At 58.5% G+C, this 15,061-nt stretch carries 15 protein-coding genes and 1 tRNA gene; 7 read left to right on the top strand and 9 right to left on the bottom strand.

Annotated elements, in window-relative coordinates; genetic code table 11:
* The first annotated feature begins 286 nt into the window (after positions 1 to 286).
* A tRNA-Met gene (locus EDE09_RS28115) sits at positions 287 to 403 on the top strand.
* Here EDE09_RS28115 and EDE09_RS08005 read toward each other — a convergent pair.
* Together EDE09_RS08005 and EDE09_RS08000 are read right to left on the bottom strand one after the other, a co-directional pair.
* Positions 360 to 668: a hypothetical protein gene (locus EDE09_RS08005; RefSeq protein WP_132409650.1), complete on the bottom strand. Its 309-nt coding sequence runs from the start codon at positions 666 to 668 to the stop codon at positions 360 to 362. The genes EDE09_RS28115 and EDE09_RS08005 overlap by 44 nt on opposite strands.
* A 270-nt stretch (positions 669 to 938) precedes the next feature.
* A complete protein-coding gene (locus tag EDE09_RS08000; protein WP_207914819.1) occupies positions 939 to 2,144 on the bottom strand; it encodes an MFS transporter in 1,206 nt (401 codons plus the stop codon).
* A 245-nt stretch (positions 2,145 to 2,389) separates the two neighbouring features.
* On the opposite strand from EDE09_RS08000, the gene EDE09_RS07995 reads away from it, so the two are divergent.
* The 4 genes from EDE09_RS07995 (at position 2,390) to EDE09_RS07980 (ending at position 5,794) form a co-directional block, all read left to right on the top strand.
* Positions 2,390 to 2,911 (top strand): MarR family transcriptional regulator, encoded by a 522-nt coding sequence (locus EDE09_RS07995; RefSeq protein WP_105375146.1) that lies wholly within the window; start codon positions 2,390 to 2,392, stop codon positions 2,909 to 2,911.
* Between the two features lie 485 nt (positions 2,912 to 3,396).
* Positions 3,397 to 4,422 carry an alpha/beta hydrolase gene (locus EDE09_RS07990; protein WP_165924135.1) on the top strand — a complete coding sequence of 342 codons (1,026 nt, stop codon included), beginning with the start codon at positions 3,397 to 3,399 and terminating at the stop codon, positions 4,420 to 4,422.
* Complete coding sequence (locus EDE09_RS07985; RefSeq protein WP_132409646.1) at positions 4,406 to 4,960, top strand: hypothetical protein; 555 nt, start codon at positions 4,406 to 4,408, stop codon at positions 4,958 to 4,960. Before EDE09_RS07990 ends, EDE09_RS07985 begins: the two co-directional genes overlap by 17 nt.
* A 60-nt stretch (positions 4,961 to 5,020) precedes the next feature.
* Positions 5,021 to 5,794 (top strand): MFS transporter, encoded by a 774-nt coding sequence (locus EDE09_RS07980; RefSeq protein WP_245505084.1) that lies wholly within the window; start codon positions 5,021 to 5,023, stop codon positions 5,792 to 5,794.
* A gap of 15 nt (positions 5,795 to 5,809) precedes the next feature.
* Here the strand turns inward: EDE09_RS07980 and EDE09_RS07975 are convergent, their stop codons facing one another.
* A complete protein-coding gene (locus tag EDE09_RS07975) occupies positions 5,810 to 6,940 on the bottom strand; it encodes an NAD(P)/FAD-dependent oxidoreductase (protein WP_132409644.1) in 1,131 nt (376 codons plus the stop codon).
* A 730-nt stretch (positions 6,941 to 7,670) separates the two neighbouring features.
* Between EDE09_RS07975 and EDE09_RS07970 the strand changes: the two genes are divergently transcribed.
* A complete protein-coding gene (locus tag EDE09_RS07970; RefSeq protein ID WP_132409642.1) occupies positions 7,671 to 8,963 on the top strand; it encodes a hypothetical protein in 1,293 nt (430 codons plus the stop codon).
* Positions 8,964 to 8,981: 18 nt separating this feature from the next.
* Here EDE09_RS07970 and EDE09_RS07965 read toward each other — a convergent pair whose 3' ends face one another.
* From EDE09_RS07965 to EDE09_RS07950, 4 genes are all read right to left on the bottom strand, one after another.
* Positions 8,982 to 9,554, bottom strand: coding sequence for a hypothetical protein (locus EDE09_RS07965; protein ID WP_132409640.1), 573 nt, complete (start codon positions 9,552 to 9,554; stop codon positions 8,982 to 8,984).
* Positions 9,544 to 10,107, bottom strand: a complete 564-nt coding sequence (locus tag EDE09_RS07960; RefSeq protein WP_132409638.1) for a hypothetical protein — start codon at positions 10,105 to 10,107, stop codon at positions 9,544 to 9,546. Before EDE09_RS07960 ends, EDE09_RS07965 begins: the two co-directional genes overlap by 11 nt.
* Positions 10,104 to 10,676, bottom strand: a complete 573-nt coding sequence (locus EDE09_RS07955) for a hypothetical protein (RefSeq protein ID WP_112799732.1) — start codon at positions 10,674 to 10,676, stop codon at positions 10,104 to 10,106. Before EDE09_RS07955 ends, EDE09_RS07960 begins: the two co-directional genes overlap by 4 nt.
* A gap of 120 nt (positions 10,677 to 10,796) precedes the next feature.
* Positions 10,797 to 11,411 (bottom strand): CGNR zinc finger domain-containing protein, encoded by a 615-nt coding sequence (locus EDE09_RS07950; RefSeq protein WP_105372906.1) that lies wholly within the window; start codon positions 11,409 to 11,411, stop codon positions 10,797 to 10,799.
* A gap of 78 nt (positions 11,412 to 11,489) precedes the next feature.
* Between EDE09_RS07950 and EDE09_RS07945 the strand changes: the two genes are divergently transcribed.
* Positions 11,490 to 12,422, top strand: coding sequence for an EamA family transporter (locus tag EDE09_RS07945; RefSeq protein ID WP_132409630.1), 933 nt, complete (start codon positions 11,490 to 11,492; stop codon positions 12,420 to 12,422).
* Between the two features lie 89 nt (positions 12,423 to 12,511).
* Here the strand turns inward: EDE09_RS07945 and EDE09_RS07940 are convergent, their stop codons facing one another.
* Together EDE09_RS07940 and EDE09_RS07935 are read right to left on the bottom strand one after the other, a co-directional pair.
* Positions 12,512 to 13,546, bottom strand: coding sequence for a TerC family protein (locus EDE09_RS07940; protein ID WP_132409628.1), 1,035 nt, complete (start codon positions 13,544 to 13,546; stop codon positions 12,512 to 12,514).
* A 543-nt stretch (positions 13,547 to 14,089) separates the two neighbouring features.
* A complete protein-coding gene (locus EDE09_RS07935) occupies positions 14,090 to 15,043 on the bottom strand; it encodes a LysR family transcriptional regulator (RefSeq protein WP_132409679.1) in 954 nt (317 codons plus the stop codon).
* Between the last annotated feature and the right edge of the window lie 18 nt (positions 15,044 to 15,061).

Below are 15,061 nucleotides of genomic sequence, written 5' to 3'. Positions count from 1 at the left end.
CACATGAAAATGTGGATCGAAAATCTTCTCAATACGAAACCTAAGGCCCCTGGCCAAACTCAAGGGCCGCCCCAAAGCGGCCTTTCGTCGTTCAAGGCACAGAGCAGAATACTTGAAATGCCAAGGGAACTCACCATCCTATACCGGTGCATCCCTTAAAGGAGACAAATTGCTCTGCAATTTGCTCCGGCAGAAGATGCAAGCGCTTCGCGCTTACATCACCGTGACAAAACCCAAAGGGTTTTGCACCAAACCGGATAAGCCGCGCAGCGGCTTACCTAAATGGCGCGGGGTGGAGCAGCCCGTTCGGCCGGCAATCGATACTCAATCGATTGCTCTTCGGCCTCACCTCGTCAGGCTCATAACCTGAAGGCCGCAGGTTCAAATCCTGCCCCCGCAACCACCGACATTTGTAACAGCATCCATTCCTGCCCACGCTCGGCCAGCAAGGCTTCGCAGCGGCGCAGGAATTTTGTCTTGTCCGCTAGTGACTTGAACTCCCCAGCCGAACGCCTGCGGTCGAACTCCGCCGATTGCTCACTGCGCAGTTCCCGTGAAACCTCGCGCCACGCTTCCTGGGCAGCCAGAATAGCGGCAAGGCGGCCGTGAATGATCAGTTCCGCCGTCTTGCCATCTGCCGATGGCGCAATGACCACCTTTTGCACCAACTGGCAATCGATCTCCAGCTTTCCTCCACCCCACACTCCCGCGTTGACAGCATGGTCTTGACGGCGGAAACCGCGCTTTTGAGCAGGCCGACATTGACAACAGCTTTCGCTTCGATGCCTTCCCGAGGATCGGGTTCTTCATGCCTGCGGTGGCCTGACGGTCACAGCGACAGGCATTAAATTCGATCTGCATCAGGCCGGAACGATCATCGTTCCAGGAAATGGCTTCTGCAATGTAGAGCGCTGCCTTCTGCCTTGCCGCGGACGCAGTCAAACGATGCGCTCTTCGGGAGCGAAACGCATCGCGAGCAAGATAAGCAGACCGATCCCGAGAGCCATCATGACCCATGCTTGTGACAAATCATCTGAATGGGCGCGCAGCCAGCCGGCCGCAAAGGGCATGACGCTTGCGATAATATAGCCGCCTCCTTGGACGAAGGCCAAGAGGCGGCCGGCACTCGCCGGTTCGTCGGCGTGGTCGAGCGTCACGATCAGCGACAGAGGAAACAGCGCGCCGATCCCCAGCCCAAGCAGGATCATTGCGGGAAGTGCCATAGTCAGTGGCATGGTGATGAGGCAGATCAGGCCGGCGAGAATGGCGAAAAGTGCGGCGGCCAGCGGTCCCCGCCGATCAGGAAAGCGGTTGATTAAAGCCGATACAGCAAGACCGGCGACAACCTCCATCAGCGTAAGACCCGCGAGCATATAGCCGGCAATATCTTCGCTGCGCCCCAGTTGAATATAGAAAGGTGGTAGCCATGCCAGGACAAGCGTATAGGCGCCCGTACCGACGCCAAAGAAGATAAGCAGGAGCCAGGCTTTGCCGCTTTTCAACGGTGATCGACCCACGGTTTGACGGGATGCCGTTTGTTTCACGCAGGCATCCGAAGAGGATGCTCCTTTCCACAGAACAAGGGCAAGGAGAGCAGGCAGCCCCCACAGCCCCAGCATCGCTTCCCAACCTACGAAACGGGACAAACCAGCCGCAGTCGCGGCTGCCATGGTTGCGCCCCCCATGATGCCGGTTGAGTACAATCCCATGACGCGCCCTGCGTCCAACGGGAATACCCGCTTGATGAATCCGGGCATCAACGCTTGAACGGCAGCAATGCCGAGACCGCATACTGCTGCACTGGCAAGAAGCCCGGCACTGGAAAACCAGAGGAGCCGCGAAATGCAGGCAAGCGCAATGATCGCTACTCCCAGAGCAATGCCGCGTCTATCCCCGATCGATTGCTGCAGGGAAGAGCCGGCGAGGGCGCCCAATCCCATTAGAAAAACCGGAAGCGTCGTCAGCGCCCCAGCGCCAGTCGATGTCAGGCCCGATCCTGCTTCGATCCGGTCGAGAACGGGGCCCAAAGCCGCAAGTGCCGGCCGCAAGTTCAGCGCAACGGCGACAACGGCGATTATCGAAAGGGTGTTCGAAGCGGAGGATGCTTCATGGCTTTTGCGTTGCACATCTTGATGTTGGAGCACGTTCTATATCGCTTGCTATTAAGAATCTTGACATCGAGATAAATGACATGGTTGAAAGCATCAACAGTTTTATACGACGGAGTCGATGAGTGCGTGCTTGCGCAGGATTAAAAACCAACGGACTGAACCGATGCTCCGAGAACAGAAAGCCCGACATGCCACAGGTGGATCCGCGACCGGCCATGACAACACCGGCCCCTACACGGCTGAATCATCGCGAACATTCGTAGAATCGAGGCACGAATATGAGTGAGCCTATCAACAGCTTGGATCCCGCAGCTGCTGCAGCAGAACAATGGCGGAGGGAGCGTCCTGACATTGATCCCTTTCCGATGGAGGTGCTCGGCCGTCTCGGAGAGATTACGCTGATCATCATGCGCGATCGTCTCACTCCGTTTTTTGCGGAGCATGGCCTACAAAGCGGGGAGTTCGACGTCTTGGCAACATTGCGGCGCTCGGGCGCACCCTACGAACTCACCCCCACCCGGCTTTATGAATCCGCAATGCTCTCTTCAGGTGGAATGACGGCTCGTATAGATCGCCTTGAACGAGAGGGTTTGGTGGAGCGACGAAACCATCCGACCGATCGACGCGGTACACTGGTGGCTTTGACCCCCAAAGGTGTCTCGTTGATCGACGGGATCCTTGCGAAGCATGTCGAAAACGAGCGCCTGGCGCTGGCAGGATTAACAATGGCCGAGCAACATCAGTTCAACGCTCTTTCCATTAAGCTTCTTGCAGGCTTACGACATACACAATCACGGTGAATGCGCCAGGAGCGGTCCTTCCGAAGGCATGCCAGTGGGGTGAGCCGCCTGCGAAGGTCATCGTAAATTCTGCAAGCCACGGTAGGTCAATGAAAGACCTCCAGGAGAGATTCATGGCCTCAACCTTGGAGGAGGCCGCTCCGGGCTCTCTGACCCTCCTTGCTGTAACAGATGAAGACCGAGCGCTTGGATGCATCTGATCCCGCGCCGCGATGGAGTAACTGATGAAGCCTGCGGCCACGTCGCCATCATCGACGTTGTTGAGGAAGCCGAGGGAACAGGCGCGCTATCAACTTTTGCGCGCGTCAGGGTTTCGTGGCCGAATCTAGTCGGATGGTCAAACCCTTTATAAGCTATCCATTCCAGCTATGCCCGATGCCGGCGCGTTCCGAGACCTGAACTATGAACGTCTTCGCAATAGTATGTCCTCTCTTACGGAGCCGTATAATGGCCCTGAAGCTCTCTCGACCCTCCCGCCGGTTCATATGAAGCTCTTGCTCAAGCTTGTTTCCTTCTGCCTGGTTGCACTGGTCGTTCTGCCGGTTGCGGTGGGCAGCGCCTACGAGGTGTTGTCGCGGCATTGGGCCAGGGCAAAATACCCGCCTCCGGGCAGACTGATTGACGTTGGAGGACGTAATATCCATCTTGATTGCGGTGGCCAAGGATCGCCGACCGTCATCCTTGAAGCGGGACTGGACAATTATGGGACGCTTTCGTGGGCAAAGGTACATGACAGCGTCGCACGCCTTACCCGCGCTTGTGCCTATGATCGCGCCGGAATTATGTGGAGCGAGCCGAAGTTCACGCCGCAGCACGCCGATGCCGTGGCAGAGGATCTTCGGGCCGTCCTGACCGCGGCAGGAGAGAAGGGACCTTTCGTTCTGGCCGGCCATTCGATCGGTGGGCCTTACAGCATGGCCTACACCCGGAAATTTGGTGATGAAGTCGCGGGCCTGGTGTTCGTCGATGCCTCGCATCCGGATCAGGTCGCTCGGTTCGCGGAGGTAGCGAACACACCGCCGGACTACATCAACGAAGCTATGCAGATCGCGTCGAGCCTTGCATGGACCGGGATTATCCGCCTCATGGCGACGGCTGACGGAGCACATGATGTTCCGGTACGCGTCACGGAGAAGGCCAAGGCCTTTGTAAGTACATCGCTGGCGGCCGTAGTATCCGAGAATATGAATGTCGACCGGACGCTGGGGGAGGCCGGCGGTCTTCGCACGTTGGGTGACCGTCCGTTGGTTGTGCTCACGGCAATGGCACCACTCGGCAATGACGCTTTAAAAGCAGAGAACATGTCTCGGCAGGCGGACACGCGTCGTCGTGAAGTTTGGAGGAAGCTGCATGACGACGAGGCTTCCTGGTCAACGCGCAGCCGTCATCAGCTGGTGGCTGATTCCGGACACTATATCCAGTTCACTCGGCCCGATGTGGTCATTGCCGCCATTCTCGAGGTTGTGGATACAGTGCGGGTGGAAAACAACGGTGTTGGCGATTTTCGTTGATGGAAGGTGTCCTGTTGGGCCTCGCATTCTCAAACAAACAAACAAACAAACAAACAAACAAATGAAGGACCAGGACAATATGTCAGTTAAACTTCTTTCGGTTTTCGCACTGCTTGCAGCTTGGCCTCCAGCGGCGGTCGCCGCTGACGACTTTCCAAAGCGTCAGACAGGTTTGTGGGTATTCGACTCGCCAGATAATCGCTTGGTAAAAGGGAGTTTGTGCGTCGATGACACTCATACCAACTTCATCGAGACGGATGTCTGGTCGACTTTCGCGCAGGAGTGTGTGGTATCCAACAGGATGGCTACGCTCGGGTCCCGGAAAATCGAGGCGAACTGCCAATCCTCGATGACGGGCAAGGTAAAGCTTACTGTCACCTATGAAGGAGATTTCACATCCCGTTACCACTTTGTTTCCGCCAGTTTGTTCGAGGGAATAGGCGGGAAAGGAGACAAGCTGATTTCGACGGTCGAGGCCGTGTATCAAGGACAATGCCCGGACGGCATGAAGCCAGGCATGCGAAGACCTCGCGGCTGAGGATCTCTTAAAGCCCGGCAGGTCTCTTCGCTGGGTATCTCTATAAATGTATATAACCACATGACATATTCCATCAGCTTCCGCGAACGCATTATCCTCTATGCCCTTCTGACCTCGTTGACCTCGCTGAGCATCGATGCGCTCCTGCCGGCATTACGCCAGATCGGAGAAGAGGTTGGTGTCGCGCCGCCGCTATCCACGCAGCACGTCATATCGCTGTTCATCTTCGGCATGGTGTTCGGGGAATTGCTGTTAGGGCCGTTGTCCGATGCGATAGGGCGCAAGAAGGCGCTCGTGCTCGGCCTTTGCCTCTATGCGATCGGGACCGTCACGTCGATGCTGGCAGGCTCGCTCGAAATAGTGATCCTGGGCCGGTTCCTTCAGGGTGTAGGCGTGTCCGGGCCGAAGATCGCGACACGCGCGATGATCCGCGATCAGTTCGAAGGCGACGCGATGGCGCGCGTTATGTCCTTCATGTTCACGCTCTTTATTCTCGTGCCGATGCTGGCTCCTGCCCTGGGTCAGGGTGTGATCTCGCTTGCCGGTTGGCGCAGCGTCTTCGGTATCTGTCTCTTGATCACGGTCCTGCTTGGCATCTGGCTGGAAATGCGACACCCGGAAACATTGCCGGTCGCTAAACGTATAGAATTCCGGCCGAAACTGTTGGTTCGGAATAGCGGGCGGATCCTGTCGAAGCGCCGTGTGGCCCTGCTGATCATCGCGACCGGGATCGTGTTCGGCGCGCAGCTCCTCTACCTAAGTACGGCGGCCGAACGCGGCAGTCTCGTCCACTATGTCGGTCCAGTGAGATCGTCAAGGTTGGCCGGGCAATGACTCAGGGGCGGGGCCCTATCCAAGATGCGGCCGAAACAGCGCCACGACGCTTTCAGGGGCGCCCTCGCCAAAGAACCAGTCCAGATTTTTCGCCGTCAGAGACGCGATACGGGCACTTCGAGGAAAGAGCTTCTCCTCATAGCGACCGAGGGCCGCTTCCAGGTCGTCCGGCGACGCGATGAGCGCCTCGGCGAGGTCTGCACCGTCATAAAGCGCCAGATTAGCCCCTTCCCCTGCAAAGGGAGACATGAGATGCGCCGCATCGCCCAGCAAAGTCACGCCGGGCCTGCGCGACCAGCGGTGCTCAACCGGCAGCGCATAGATCGGACGGAACACGAGCGCGGTGTCGCTCTCGGTCGCAAGCGTCAGCAAAGGCTCCGACCATCCTTCGAAGTCGACGGCAATCCGAGCCAGGGCCCCCCTGGTATCGGTCAGGTCTATCGACTTCGTCCAATCCTCGGGCTTGCGCAGGGCGATATAGGTATGGAGCGTTCCGTCCGCATGACGATGGGCGAGGATGGCCTGACCGGGCGCGACAGCCATCAGCGTGCCTTCGCCAATTGCCTCGGCAATGGCCGGGAACCGCCGATCCCCATCGAGCAGCATCGTTTCGATGAATGAGATCCCCGAGTAAATGGGCTTCGCATCGGAGACAAGCGGACGAACCTTCGACCATGCGCCGTCCGCCCCCAAAAGGAGATCGGTCTCTACGCTTGTCCCATTGGCAAACGTGGCACGACGGCGGCCTCCCTCCAGAGACGTGACGGATGTCAGCTTGTGCCCCCACTTGATCGCATCGGCCGGGATCGAGTTGATCAGCATCGCGCGCAGATCGCCCCGGTCGACTTCCGGACTCCGGAAAGACCCGTCTCCGGGATGCTCGAACAGAACCGCACCATTCCTATCGACCACGCGTTTGGCGTCCTCACCGGGACGGACGAGACCGAGAAATTTTTCATAAAGTCCTGCGGCCTTGAGTGCGATCTGGCCGTTGTGTTCGTGAATGTCGAGCAGGCCGCCCTGTGAACGAGCATTGGCGGTGGGTTCGGCTTCGTAGATGATTACCGCAATAGCGTGAAGATGAAGAATTCGTGCGAGGGTCAGGCCGGCAAGGCCGGCACCGATAATCGTGATGGAATGACGCATGTAAGCGCTCCTGCAGATAGATCTGTTGCTTCGGGAGACGCTGGTGCGGCCAGGACAAAAGTCATGACGGACGTATCTGCGACTGCCAGGACCGGCAGCCGATTTTCGCGACGGATGTAACCCTATATAAGCTGATCGGATCACGCAATGACACCGTCAAGTTAACAGGCTGCGGTCAAAAGCCTCGCCCGCCACTTCGCTTACGCTGCCTGCAGGTGAGCGATTTCATTCCACTTCTGCATGGCTGCGGCTCTCAGTTCGCGATGATGGTCGGACGGTCACCTATCCTCACTGGCAGAGGTTCGCGGGTAGGAGGCCCCTCGATAATTCTTGTACCGAGTAAGGGACGTCCGCCACCCGGCCACCCAAGTACAATAGGAAGGTAGTGGAGCGTAAGAGGCTTCTCGCAACCTCGCCCGGAAAATTCGGGTAACGGAGGAGGCGCCGCTCGCAGCCACTACCTAGTGTTTGAGACGAGGGGAGGTTTGACTGCCGCCTTCGTCACAAAGGCGTTTGATCAAGAGGTTTTGGTGAACCTTAGCGTACTGGCAAGGGTTCCAGCCCGGTCCACCACGAGCGGGCATTCTGTCCAGTGATCAGCAGGCCGTTCTGAACCGGATAAAAGGTGGCTATCAACTGCCTGTCGTCACGCCCCAAATGGTAATGCGCGCGCTGCATCTTCATGTTCTGAGCCGTTGGCCCGCAGTCAACGAAATGCTATTGGGAACAGATGTCAAATCCTGCTTCGTCGATCGGATTCAGCGCCGGTATTCGAACCGCCCTTCAACTATTGCATCTGACGGCCTCCCTGCTTTGGCGTTTCTGGCCGCAACTGGCGGCGCTCTGGCTGCTGGGGTTTATCGGCAATCTCCTGCTGAACGAGGCCGCAGCCATGATCGGGCGATGGAATTCGCTGGCCGGCCTGTCGGCGCTGGCGTTAGTGGTCCTGCTGAAGCTCGTCGTCGTCGTTGCTTTGTTCGAGACGGTCCGCCGCGGCCTGCCGGCCCTCGACGCGGCCTCGCGGACGCTGACGGGACAGCCGCATGCCGAGATCGAAACGGTTCCCGGCAATTTCGTGAGCGCTCTGGCTCTCACTCTGGTCCCCTTCTTCGCCTTCTACGCAGCCTGGGGTTTTCTGGGCGACACCGTGCGCGACTACTCCCGCCTGTCTCTCAGTCTCCTTCTTTCGGGCGAGGCAGTCGGCCTGCTTGACGTATCGGGTAGCGCATGGCTGATCGCGCCCGTGGTCGTCGCCTGGGCCGTGCGCCGTTTCGCAAAGGCTATGCACAAACGTTCGCGTGCCTCGATATGGCCGATCCTTATCGTGATTTGCGAAGCCAACTGGGCTTTTATCGGCCTCTTCGTCCTCTCTGAATGGGAGGATGACGTTCGAGCCTGGTTCAGTCATCTGCCGGAAACGATGGGCATGCTGCTTAGCTCCCTGACGCCGGTAGCAGACGCCGCCGCACAGCAAGCCATTCCGCTGCCTCCAGAATTTTCCCCCCTGCCGCTCCACACACGACTAGTCGGGCTATTCTTCTATTCGCTCTACCCCGTGGTCTGGTTGACGCTCGCAGCTCTTGTCTACGGCTATGACATCCACGGCGAGCCCGCGTTAGGTGAGGGGCGTTTCGCTCGTGCCGTTTCCCGCTGGCAGACGCTGCCGAAATCCGTACGCGATTTCATTTCGCACTTCGTTGAGGGCACACTTAAACGGTATCGCGCCCTCGCCGAGGGCGTCGGCCTCGCGCTGAACTCCGGCATCGTCGCGATCCTCGCCGCCATTCTTGTCTATCGCCTGCTGGATTGGGGATCCGCGTGGGCCTGGTACGGTCTCACGCAGTTCATTGGCCCACATGACCTGTCGCTCTGGCAGATCATCGCGCAGACCATCTCACCCTTCATAGGCACGCCAAGCGAGCCGGGCGAAGGACTACTGGTGACGCCGATCAAGATCTGCCTTCTGGCGGCCACGCTCGAGATCGGATTCGCACAAGGGCGAGAGTGGAGGGGCCGAAAATGAAGGCGGAGCGCCGCGACTTCAATTCAAATCAAGAGCAAAACCGATTGCTTTCGGCCGCAAGGCAGCTGTGCTCAATTTGACCGAGAGGACCGGAACTGCCTCAGCCGGAACCACGAACTTCTCTTCGATCAGGGCAGCATGATCCTTTGGAGGCGGTTTCAGCGACGTGATACCGCAGCCACTGACGGGTTCCCTGCCAGGATCGAGGTCGCGGCTGATATCGTTTGACAGGCTGACGTCGAGCGGCAACCAGCGACGCCCCGTTCCATCCGTCAGGCTGACCTCGCATTGTCCCCAGGCATCACCGATGTCGCGCGTGGCTGTCGCTACCAAGCGAACGATGACAAGTCGCATCTGACCGGGAAGGCGCAGTTTGGCGTCCCGGCCATCACCAAGCAGGCGTACGTTTTCGAGCCGCCACGTCGCGCCTGCGTAATCGAGGTGATCCGGCCCTTGCGTGATATCGGTCTCGATGCGGTGCCTGTAATTCTCGATATTGCGCCAGGCATTGATCACGACGGCGACAGCGACGAGCGCTGGCAGGCTGGCGAGCGAAAGCCACCACATCTTCCGCTCGCCGTCAAACACCATCTTTGCCAATCTCCAGCCTGTCGCGCGAGGCCGTTCCATCGTCTTCGAGAAACACGCCGATCTCGTCCTTCAGTTGTGGATCATATTGCTCCGAAAGCACGAGCTTCATGCCTAGTGTCTCGTCGTCGGGGAGCTCGAAAACGAAAATGCCTGTCGTCGGCAAGCCAGGCTGAACGACTTTCGCCGAGAGAATGCCTGGAGCCTCCCCTGCGCGCCGAGACTGGCGATACGATCGGCCGGAGGCGCCGATGAGGGTCGCTGCGCGAACCGGCATCGTTTTCTGGAAGGCCCGCAGCTCGGCGGAGACCACGATCCAAACTCCGGAAGTCTGCAGTTGGACTGCCCGCCCGAACCGCGCGTAGGCAATCGTTCCGGCCTTCAATACGCGATGGACCTTCACGCCGAAGGTCGTGCTCAAAACCGTCTCGGTCTGGTGCCCTGTCGTGCGGATTGGGCCGGTCAGCATGGCATAGGGCGGCGTCGTTGCTTGCAACGCCGCGAGGAGCGCAGCGACGGGGACTATTGTGAGGACCATCGGGGCTTGCCGCGTCATGGCTCAATCCCCACATTGAGGGGCAATGCTACCTCCGCAACGCTGCCCGAAGGAAACCAGCCGGGCGCGGCATAGAGATTGTCCCGCGGTTTGAAGATGGCGCCCTCGATCCGTAGCCGCAAAACAGTCGGTAGCGAAAGTGTCGCCGGAACCTCCCAGACTGCAGTTACAGCTTCAGGCATTCTCGGATGCAAGTCCCACAATATGGCCCGGTCACGCTTCAAATAGTATTGTGGCTTTGATGCATCGTGGACATTGGCGAGCTTGATCAGGTTGCCATAGAGGTTCGAGCTTTCCGCCGAGATATTCTCTAGCATCATCTCGACGACGACCGCCTTCTTGCCTGGCGATATTCGTGCCCCGTTCGGCATCGCTGCGTCGATAGTGCTTCTGCTGACGGAAACCTTCCAGCGTCCGGCTTCAACCGGCGTCGCCGCTTCCACCTGCGGAATCATGTCGGCTTCGCGCTGCTCGTATAGGGAATATCCTAGGGAAAGCGCTGCGGCCAACAGTCCGCCCGCACCGGCGAGCAGCTTTGTGAGCCAAGCCCTGCTCATCTTCCGCGTCATTGCCGGCTTCGGTCCGCAAAATCGATCATGCCGAGATAGATAGTCGAAGTCTCCCGTTTTTTCGACCCGATGGGTTGTTTTTATGCACCGACCCTGCTGCACAGCGGATGTATGCCGGCCCTAATTCTGGGGGTCTGCTTTTCTTCGAAAGCGTTTGACCCTTGCGTGCGTGCCGCAGGTTGCATTGGAACACCAAAGACGGCGCCCGCCCTTCGAAGTGTCGAGAAACAGCCAGCCGCAATTATCGCCTTTGCATTCTCGCACCGGACGGCGCTCATGTCGCCTGATGAGCAGTTCAGACGCCTGCCAGGCGAACAGGTCCACAAGGTCGGTAAGTTCGCTAATCGGCTGCAGCCACTGAAAGCCTTCTTTTGTTTCGAAGAGACGCTGCCGCGCACGCGCGCGCCTGGCCCTCTCGTGGATAACTGCAAACGGCTTGTCCGGGTAGGGCTGATTTGTGTCTTCCACCACGAAGAGGTCGTATATCGCCTCCCGCAAGCTGATCGCCTCTTCAACTAAGGTTCCTGCTTGTTGCGGCCGCCTCTTAGCAAGTTGGTCAAGGATGACCGCCTGCTTCTCATCGATCAGGCCAACCCGCGCCGCCAGGACGATAAGGTCGTCGCAACACCGCAGCAGGTCAGGGCCCCATCGTCCCCTTCGGCTGTCAACCGTGTTGACGAAGTCAAGAGCCGGATGGCCGCCATTCAGCGGCATGTCTCTCGTCGAAGTCGCCATGTCACCACCGGAACAAGTTCGCCGGCACCTTGTTGTAACGTATGTAATGCATTTAAACCGTTACATAGGATAAGCCCAGTGACATCTGTTGGCAACTTCACCAAGTTCCTCATCCTTTGCCTCGTTTGGGGACTGACATGGATCGCCGTCAAAATCGGCGTCACAACCGTTCCTCCGATGCTCTTTGCCGCGACACGTTTCATCTGCGCAGGGATCGTGCTCCTGGGATGGGGTGCGATCCGGCGCTCCCTGACGCTGATGCAGGGGCAGCACGTAGTTCGGCTGCTCGTCACCAGTCTGCTTATGATTACCCTTTGTTATGGTCCCTTGTTTTGGGGGATGAAATTCGTCCCCTCCGGCACGGCCGCCGTGCTGGAGATGTCATTGACGCCGCTGGCTCTGCTTGTTTTCGGCATCGCGCTGAGTGAGGAGGGCTGGAGCATCGTTCGCTTTGGCGCCATGGTGCTCGGCATGGCTGGACTGGCCGTTCTCTTCGCACCTGCGCTCGCGGCGACCAATGCAGGCTCGTCGGCAGTGCTCGGTCTTGTAGCGGTTGCCTGGGCAGCGATCTCCTCGGCATGGGGATCGGTGCTCGCGCGACCGCTCATATCGCGCTATGGAAGCGTGGTCCTGTCTGGATCAACGACGCTGATCGGCGGTGGCGTGCTGCTCGCAGTTTCCTTCATCATGGAGCCGGATGCCACGGCCGCCATCGGGACCATGTGGAGCTGGCGCGCAATCGCGGGATGGCTCTTTCTTGTCATCTTCGGTTCCTTGATCGGATACAGCATTTACATGCAGCTCTTGCGGGACATTGGCCCGTCGCGAGCCGGCAGTTTTGCCTTCGTATCTCCGGCGATCGCCGTCGGCGTGGGTGCTTTGCTGGCAGGGGAGGCGATCACCCTGCAGAGCGTCACCGGAATGATCTTGATGATGCTGGCCGCGGGGGGATGCCTGTTCGCCGACCGGCTTGAGAGCCTTCTTCTGGCGGCAAGGAAAGCTGGGCAATAACCGGTTGCCGGACCTTCCTTACGGTCCGGCTTCGAAGTTCGAGTCCGGCGCGAAATGCTGTGTTTCGCCAACCGAGCCACCACCTGACCTTATGGTTTAGGGTCTGAGATGCGGGCTGAGTCCTTTGATCCCGCCTCTCTTGATCGGTCAGGCTCCGGCTCGCTACGTGTTTGCCACAGCGAATACGCAATACCGGCTGCGATCAACGCGAAGGTGACGCCAAGGCTTACCGCAGGCGGGAACTTATCTCCTCCGAGCCAGAAGTCAGCGACGAAGATCTTTGTTCCGATGAACACGAGCACCGCCGCAAGCGCGTATTTCAGGTAGTGGAAGCGGTGAACCATGGCCGCGAGCGCGAAATAAAGCGCGCGCAGACCCAGGATCGCCATGATGTTGGAGGTGTAGACGATGAATGTGTCGGTGGTGATTGCAAAAATGGCCGGCACGCTGTCCACCGCGAACACGAGATCCGCCAGGTTGATCACGACGAGCGCGAGGAACAGTGGCGTCGCCGCAATGACCGGCTTGCCCGTCTTTCCGTCCCGCACACGCGCAAAAAAGCGCTGGCCATGCAGTTCCCTGGTGACCGGCATATGGGTCGAGATGAACCGTACCGCGCGGTTGTTCGCGACGTCCATCGGCTGGTCGCCCGCAAAGAACATCTTCACGCCTGTGAAGATCAGGAATGCCGCAAAGAGGTAGAGGACCCAATACGCCTCATTCACCAGCGCCGCGCCACCGGCGATCATCAGGCCGCGCAACACGATCACAGCCAGGATGCCCCACAGCAGCGCCCGGTACTGGTATTTGGGCGGGATCGCGAAATAGGTGAAGATCAGGCTGATGACGAAGACATTGTCGATCGAAAGCGCCTTCTCGATGAAGAAGCCGGTGAAGTATTGCATGCCGGGTTCAGGCCCGCGCGCATACCAGACCCAGGCCCCGAACAGCAGGGCAATCCCGATATAGAAGGCTGAGAGCTTCAAGCTCTCGCTGATCCCCATTTCGCGATCCTCCTTGTGAAGGACCCCGAGGTCGAATGCGGTGAGCGCGGCGACGAGGCCAAGAAATGCCAGCCAGAACCAGACAGGCGTGCCAAGCAAGTCGGTGAAGAGAAAATCCATTTTGTCGCTCCTCTTGATCGGAAATGATCGGAGCGACCGCACATGACTGTGGCGCGAATGCCGGGCTGTCAGAGCATCGGGATCGTTCCGATGCGGTCCGACATCACGAGGCTTGATCAGCCTCCGCGAGAGGGGCCCGGTCCGCAATAGCCAGATAGGTTTGCAGGCTCTTTGGATCAAGGATCGATCGCGAATTTTCCCGACAGTGGCTGCAGCGTCGACGACTCCCTAAAAATCTCGGAGCTGGGTTGGGCCGCATTTCCTGCAATAGCACCTAAACCACGGATGGCGACCGTGGTGCGCTCTATGATGGCCGGGATCGTCCAGACTTGGTGATCGAATATCTTCCGGCCCAAATCGGTAATTCTTTCTCGGCTGCGGCCGACGTATGTTATAAGTGCAGTCGAGATGATAAGTTGATCTTGACAACCAGATCGGCAGTTCACATCCCTTCAACGGCCAGATTTCGGAATGCCTAGATAGATGGTTAGGTCCCCCATTAGGCCGGATGGCGTTCAAACGCACGCTGCTCATTATGGAACGTCAGGCCGCAACATCCACGACATTGCCCCCGTTCGTCGTCAGCATCGCCTCACGGATCTGTTGCCGTAACCATGTGCAGCCAAGATCGCTATCCATCTGAAGCGGCCAGACCATTGCGACCGGTGGAAAAGAAAGCGCCAGTGGCACCGGGCTGACCTCAAGGCCCAGCAGCGGCCCGTAACGAAGCGCAATGCGCGATGAGACGGTGGCAATCACCGCTGATGAATGTGCAGTCGCCAATACCGACATGAAATCGGGAGCTGCCGCCACCACTTCCAGTTCTGCACCCGCATGCTCCAGCGCATCCTTGACACAGCCATGCAGGCTGTCGGTTTGCGAGATCACCGCATGCTGTGCTGCCATATAGGCATCAAGGCCCACCGGATTGAAAAGCTTCAGCAAATGCGGATTGAAACAGCACAATACGCTGGACTGATACAGCGGCTCGCAATGGTGCCGTGAGTCCGGTAGATAGCTGCACCCCACAGACAGATCGATGACGCCCGCATCCAGCATCGCGTCGACCTCTGCCGCATCACCTCCGCGAGCCAGAATGCGTATGCCCGGTGCGGTTTCTCGCAGGCGTGCCGTCAGATCGGGCAGCAACAGCAGTTCCACTTCGCTGGAAAGTCCCAGCCGGAACGTGCGTTGCTCGGTGGCCGGATCGAATACGTCCGCCATCAAGACGGCCGCTTGCGCCTGCCGTAGAGCTTGCCGTACCGGACCGGCCAGATTGAGCGCTCGTGCCGTGGGCTTCATCACCTGTCCTATACGGATGAAGAGCTCATCCTGAAACAAGGTCCGCAGGGTCGATATATTGTGGCTCATGGCAGGCTGCTGAATTTTCAGCCGCTGCGCTGCACGGGTGACGCTCATTTCTTCCATCATGGCATCGAAAGCTACGAGAAGATTGAGATCGAATGAACGTAGATTGAAGTGATCGATGACTTGCATAAGTGGTATCGATTTGAT

The sequence above is a fragment of the Neorhizobium sp. S3-V5DH genome, from assembly GCF_004343065.1.
In the GTDB taxonomy this organism is placed as follows: Bacteria; Pseudomonadota; Alphaproteobacteria; order Rhizobiales; family Rhizobiaceae; genus Neorhizobium; species Neorhizobium huautlense.
The sequence above is the reverse complement of the archived record's forward strand: the minus strand, read 5'-3'. Positions and strand labels throughout refer to the sequence as shown.

What these genes read in the sequence shown, in the direction of transcription:
- EDE09_RS07990 (WP_165924135.1), top strand. Translation starts at nt 3,397, where the DNA reads ATGAAGCTCTTGCTCAAGCTTGTTTCCTTCTGCCTGGTTGCACTGGTC.
- EDE09_RS07965 (WP_132409640.1), bottom strand. Translation starts at nt 9,554, where the DNA reads ATGGTGTTTGACGGCGAGCGGAAGATGTGGTGGCTTTCGCTCGCCAGC.
- EDE09_RS07940 (WP_132409628.1), bottom strand. Translation starts at nt 13,546, where the DNA reads ATGGATTTTCTCTTCACCGACTTGCTTGGCACGCCTGTCTGGTTCTGG.
- EDE09_RS07950 (WP_105372906.1), bottom strand. Translation starts at nt 11,411, where the DNA reads ATGGCGACTTCGACGAGAGACATGCCGCTGAATGGCGGCCATCCGGCT.
- EDE09_RS07995 (WP_105375146.1), top strand. Translation starts at nt 2,390, where the DNA reads ATGAGTGAGCCTATCAACAGCTTGGATCCCGCAGCTGCTGCAGCAGAA.
- EDE09_RS07975 (WP_132409644.1), bottom strand. Translation starts at nt 6,940, where the DNA reads ATGCGTCATTCCATCACGATTATCGGTGCCGGCCTTGCCGGCCTGACC.
- EDE09_RS07970 (WP_132409642.1), top strand. Translation starts at nt 7,671, where the DNA reads ATGTCAAATCCTGCTTCGTCGATCGGATTCAGCGCCGGTATTCGAACC.
- EDE09_RS07955 (WP_112799732.1), bottom strand. Translation starts at nt 10,676, where the DNA reads ATGACGCGGAAGATGAGCAGGGCTTGGCTCACAAAGCTGCTCGCCGGT.
- EDE09_RS07935 (WP_132409679.1), bottom strand. Translation starts at nt 15,043, where the DNA reads ATGCAAGTCATCGATCACTTCAATCTACGTTCATTCGATCTCAATCTT.
- EDE09_RS07960 (WP_132409638.1), bottom strand. Translation starts at nt 10,107, where the DNA reads ATGACGCGGCAAGCCCCGATGGTCCTCACAATAGTCCCCGTCGCTGCG.
- EDE09_RS07980 (WP_245505084.1), top strand. Translation starts at nt 5,021, where the DNA reads ATGACATATTCCATCAGCTTCCGCGAACGCATTATCCTCTATGCCCTT.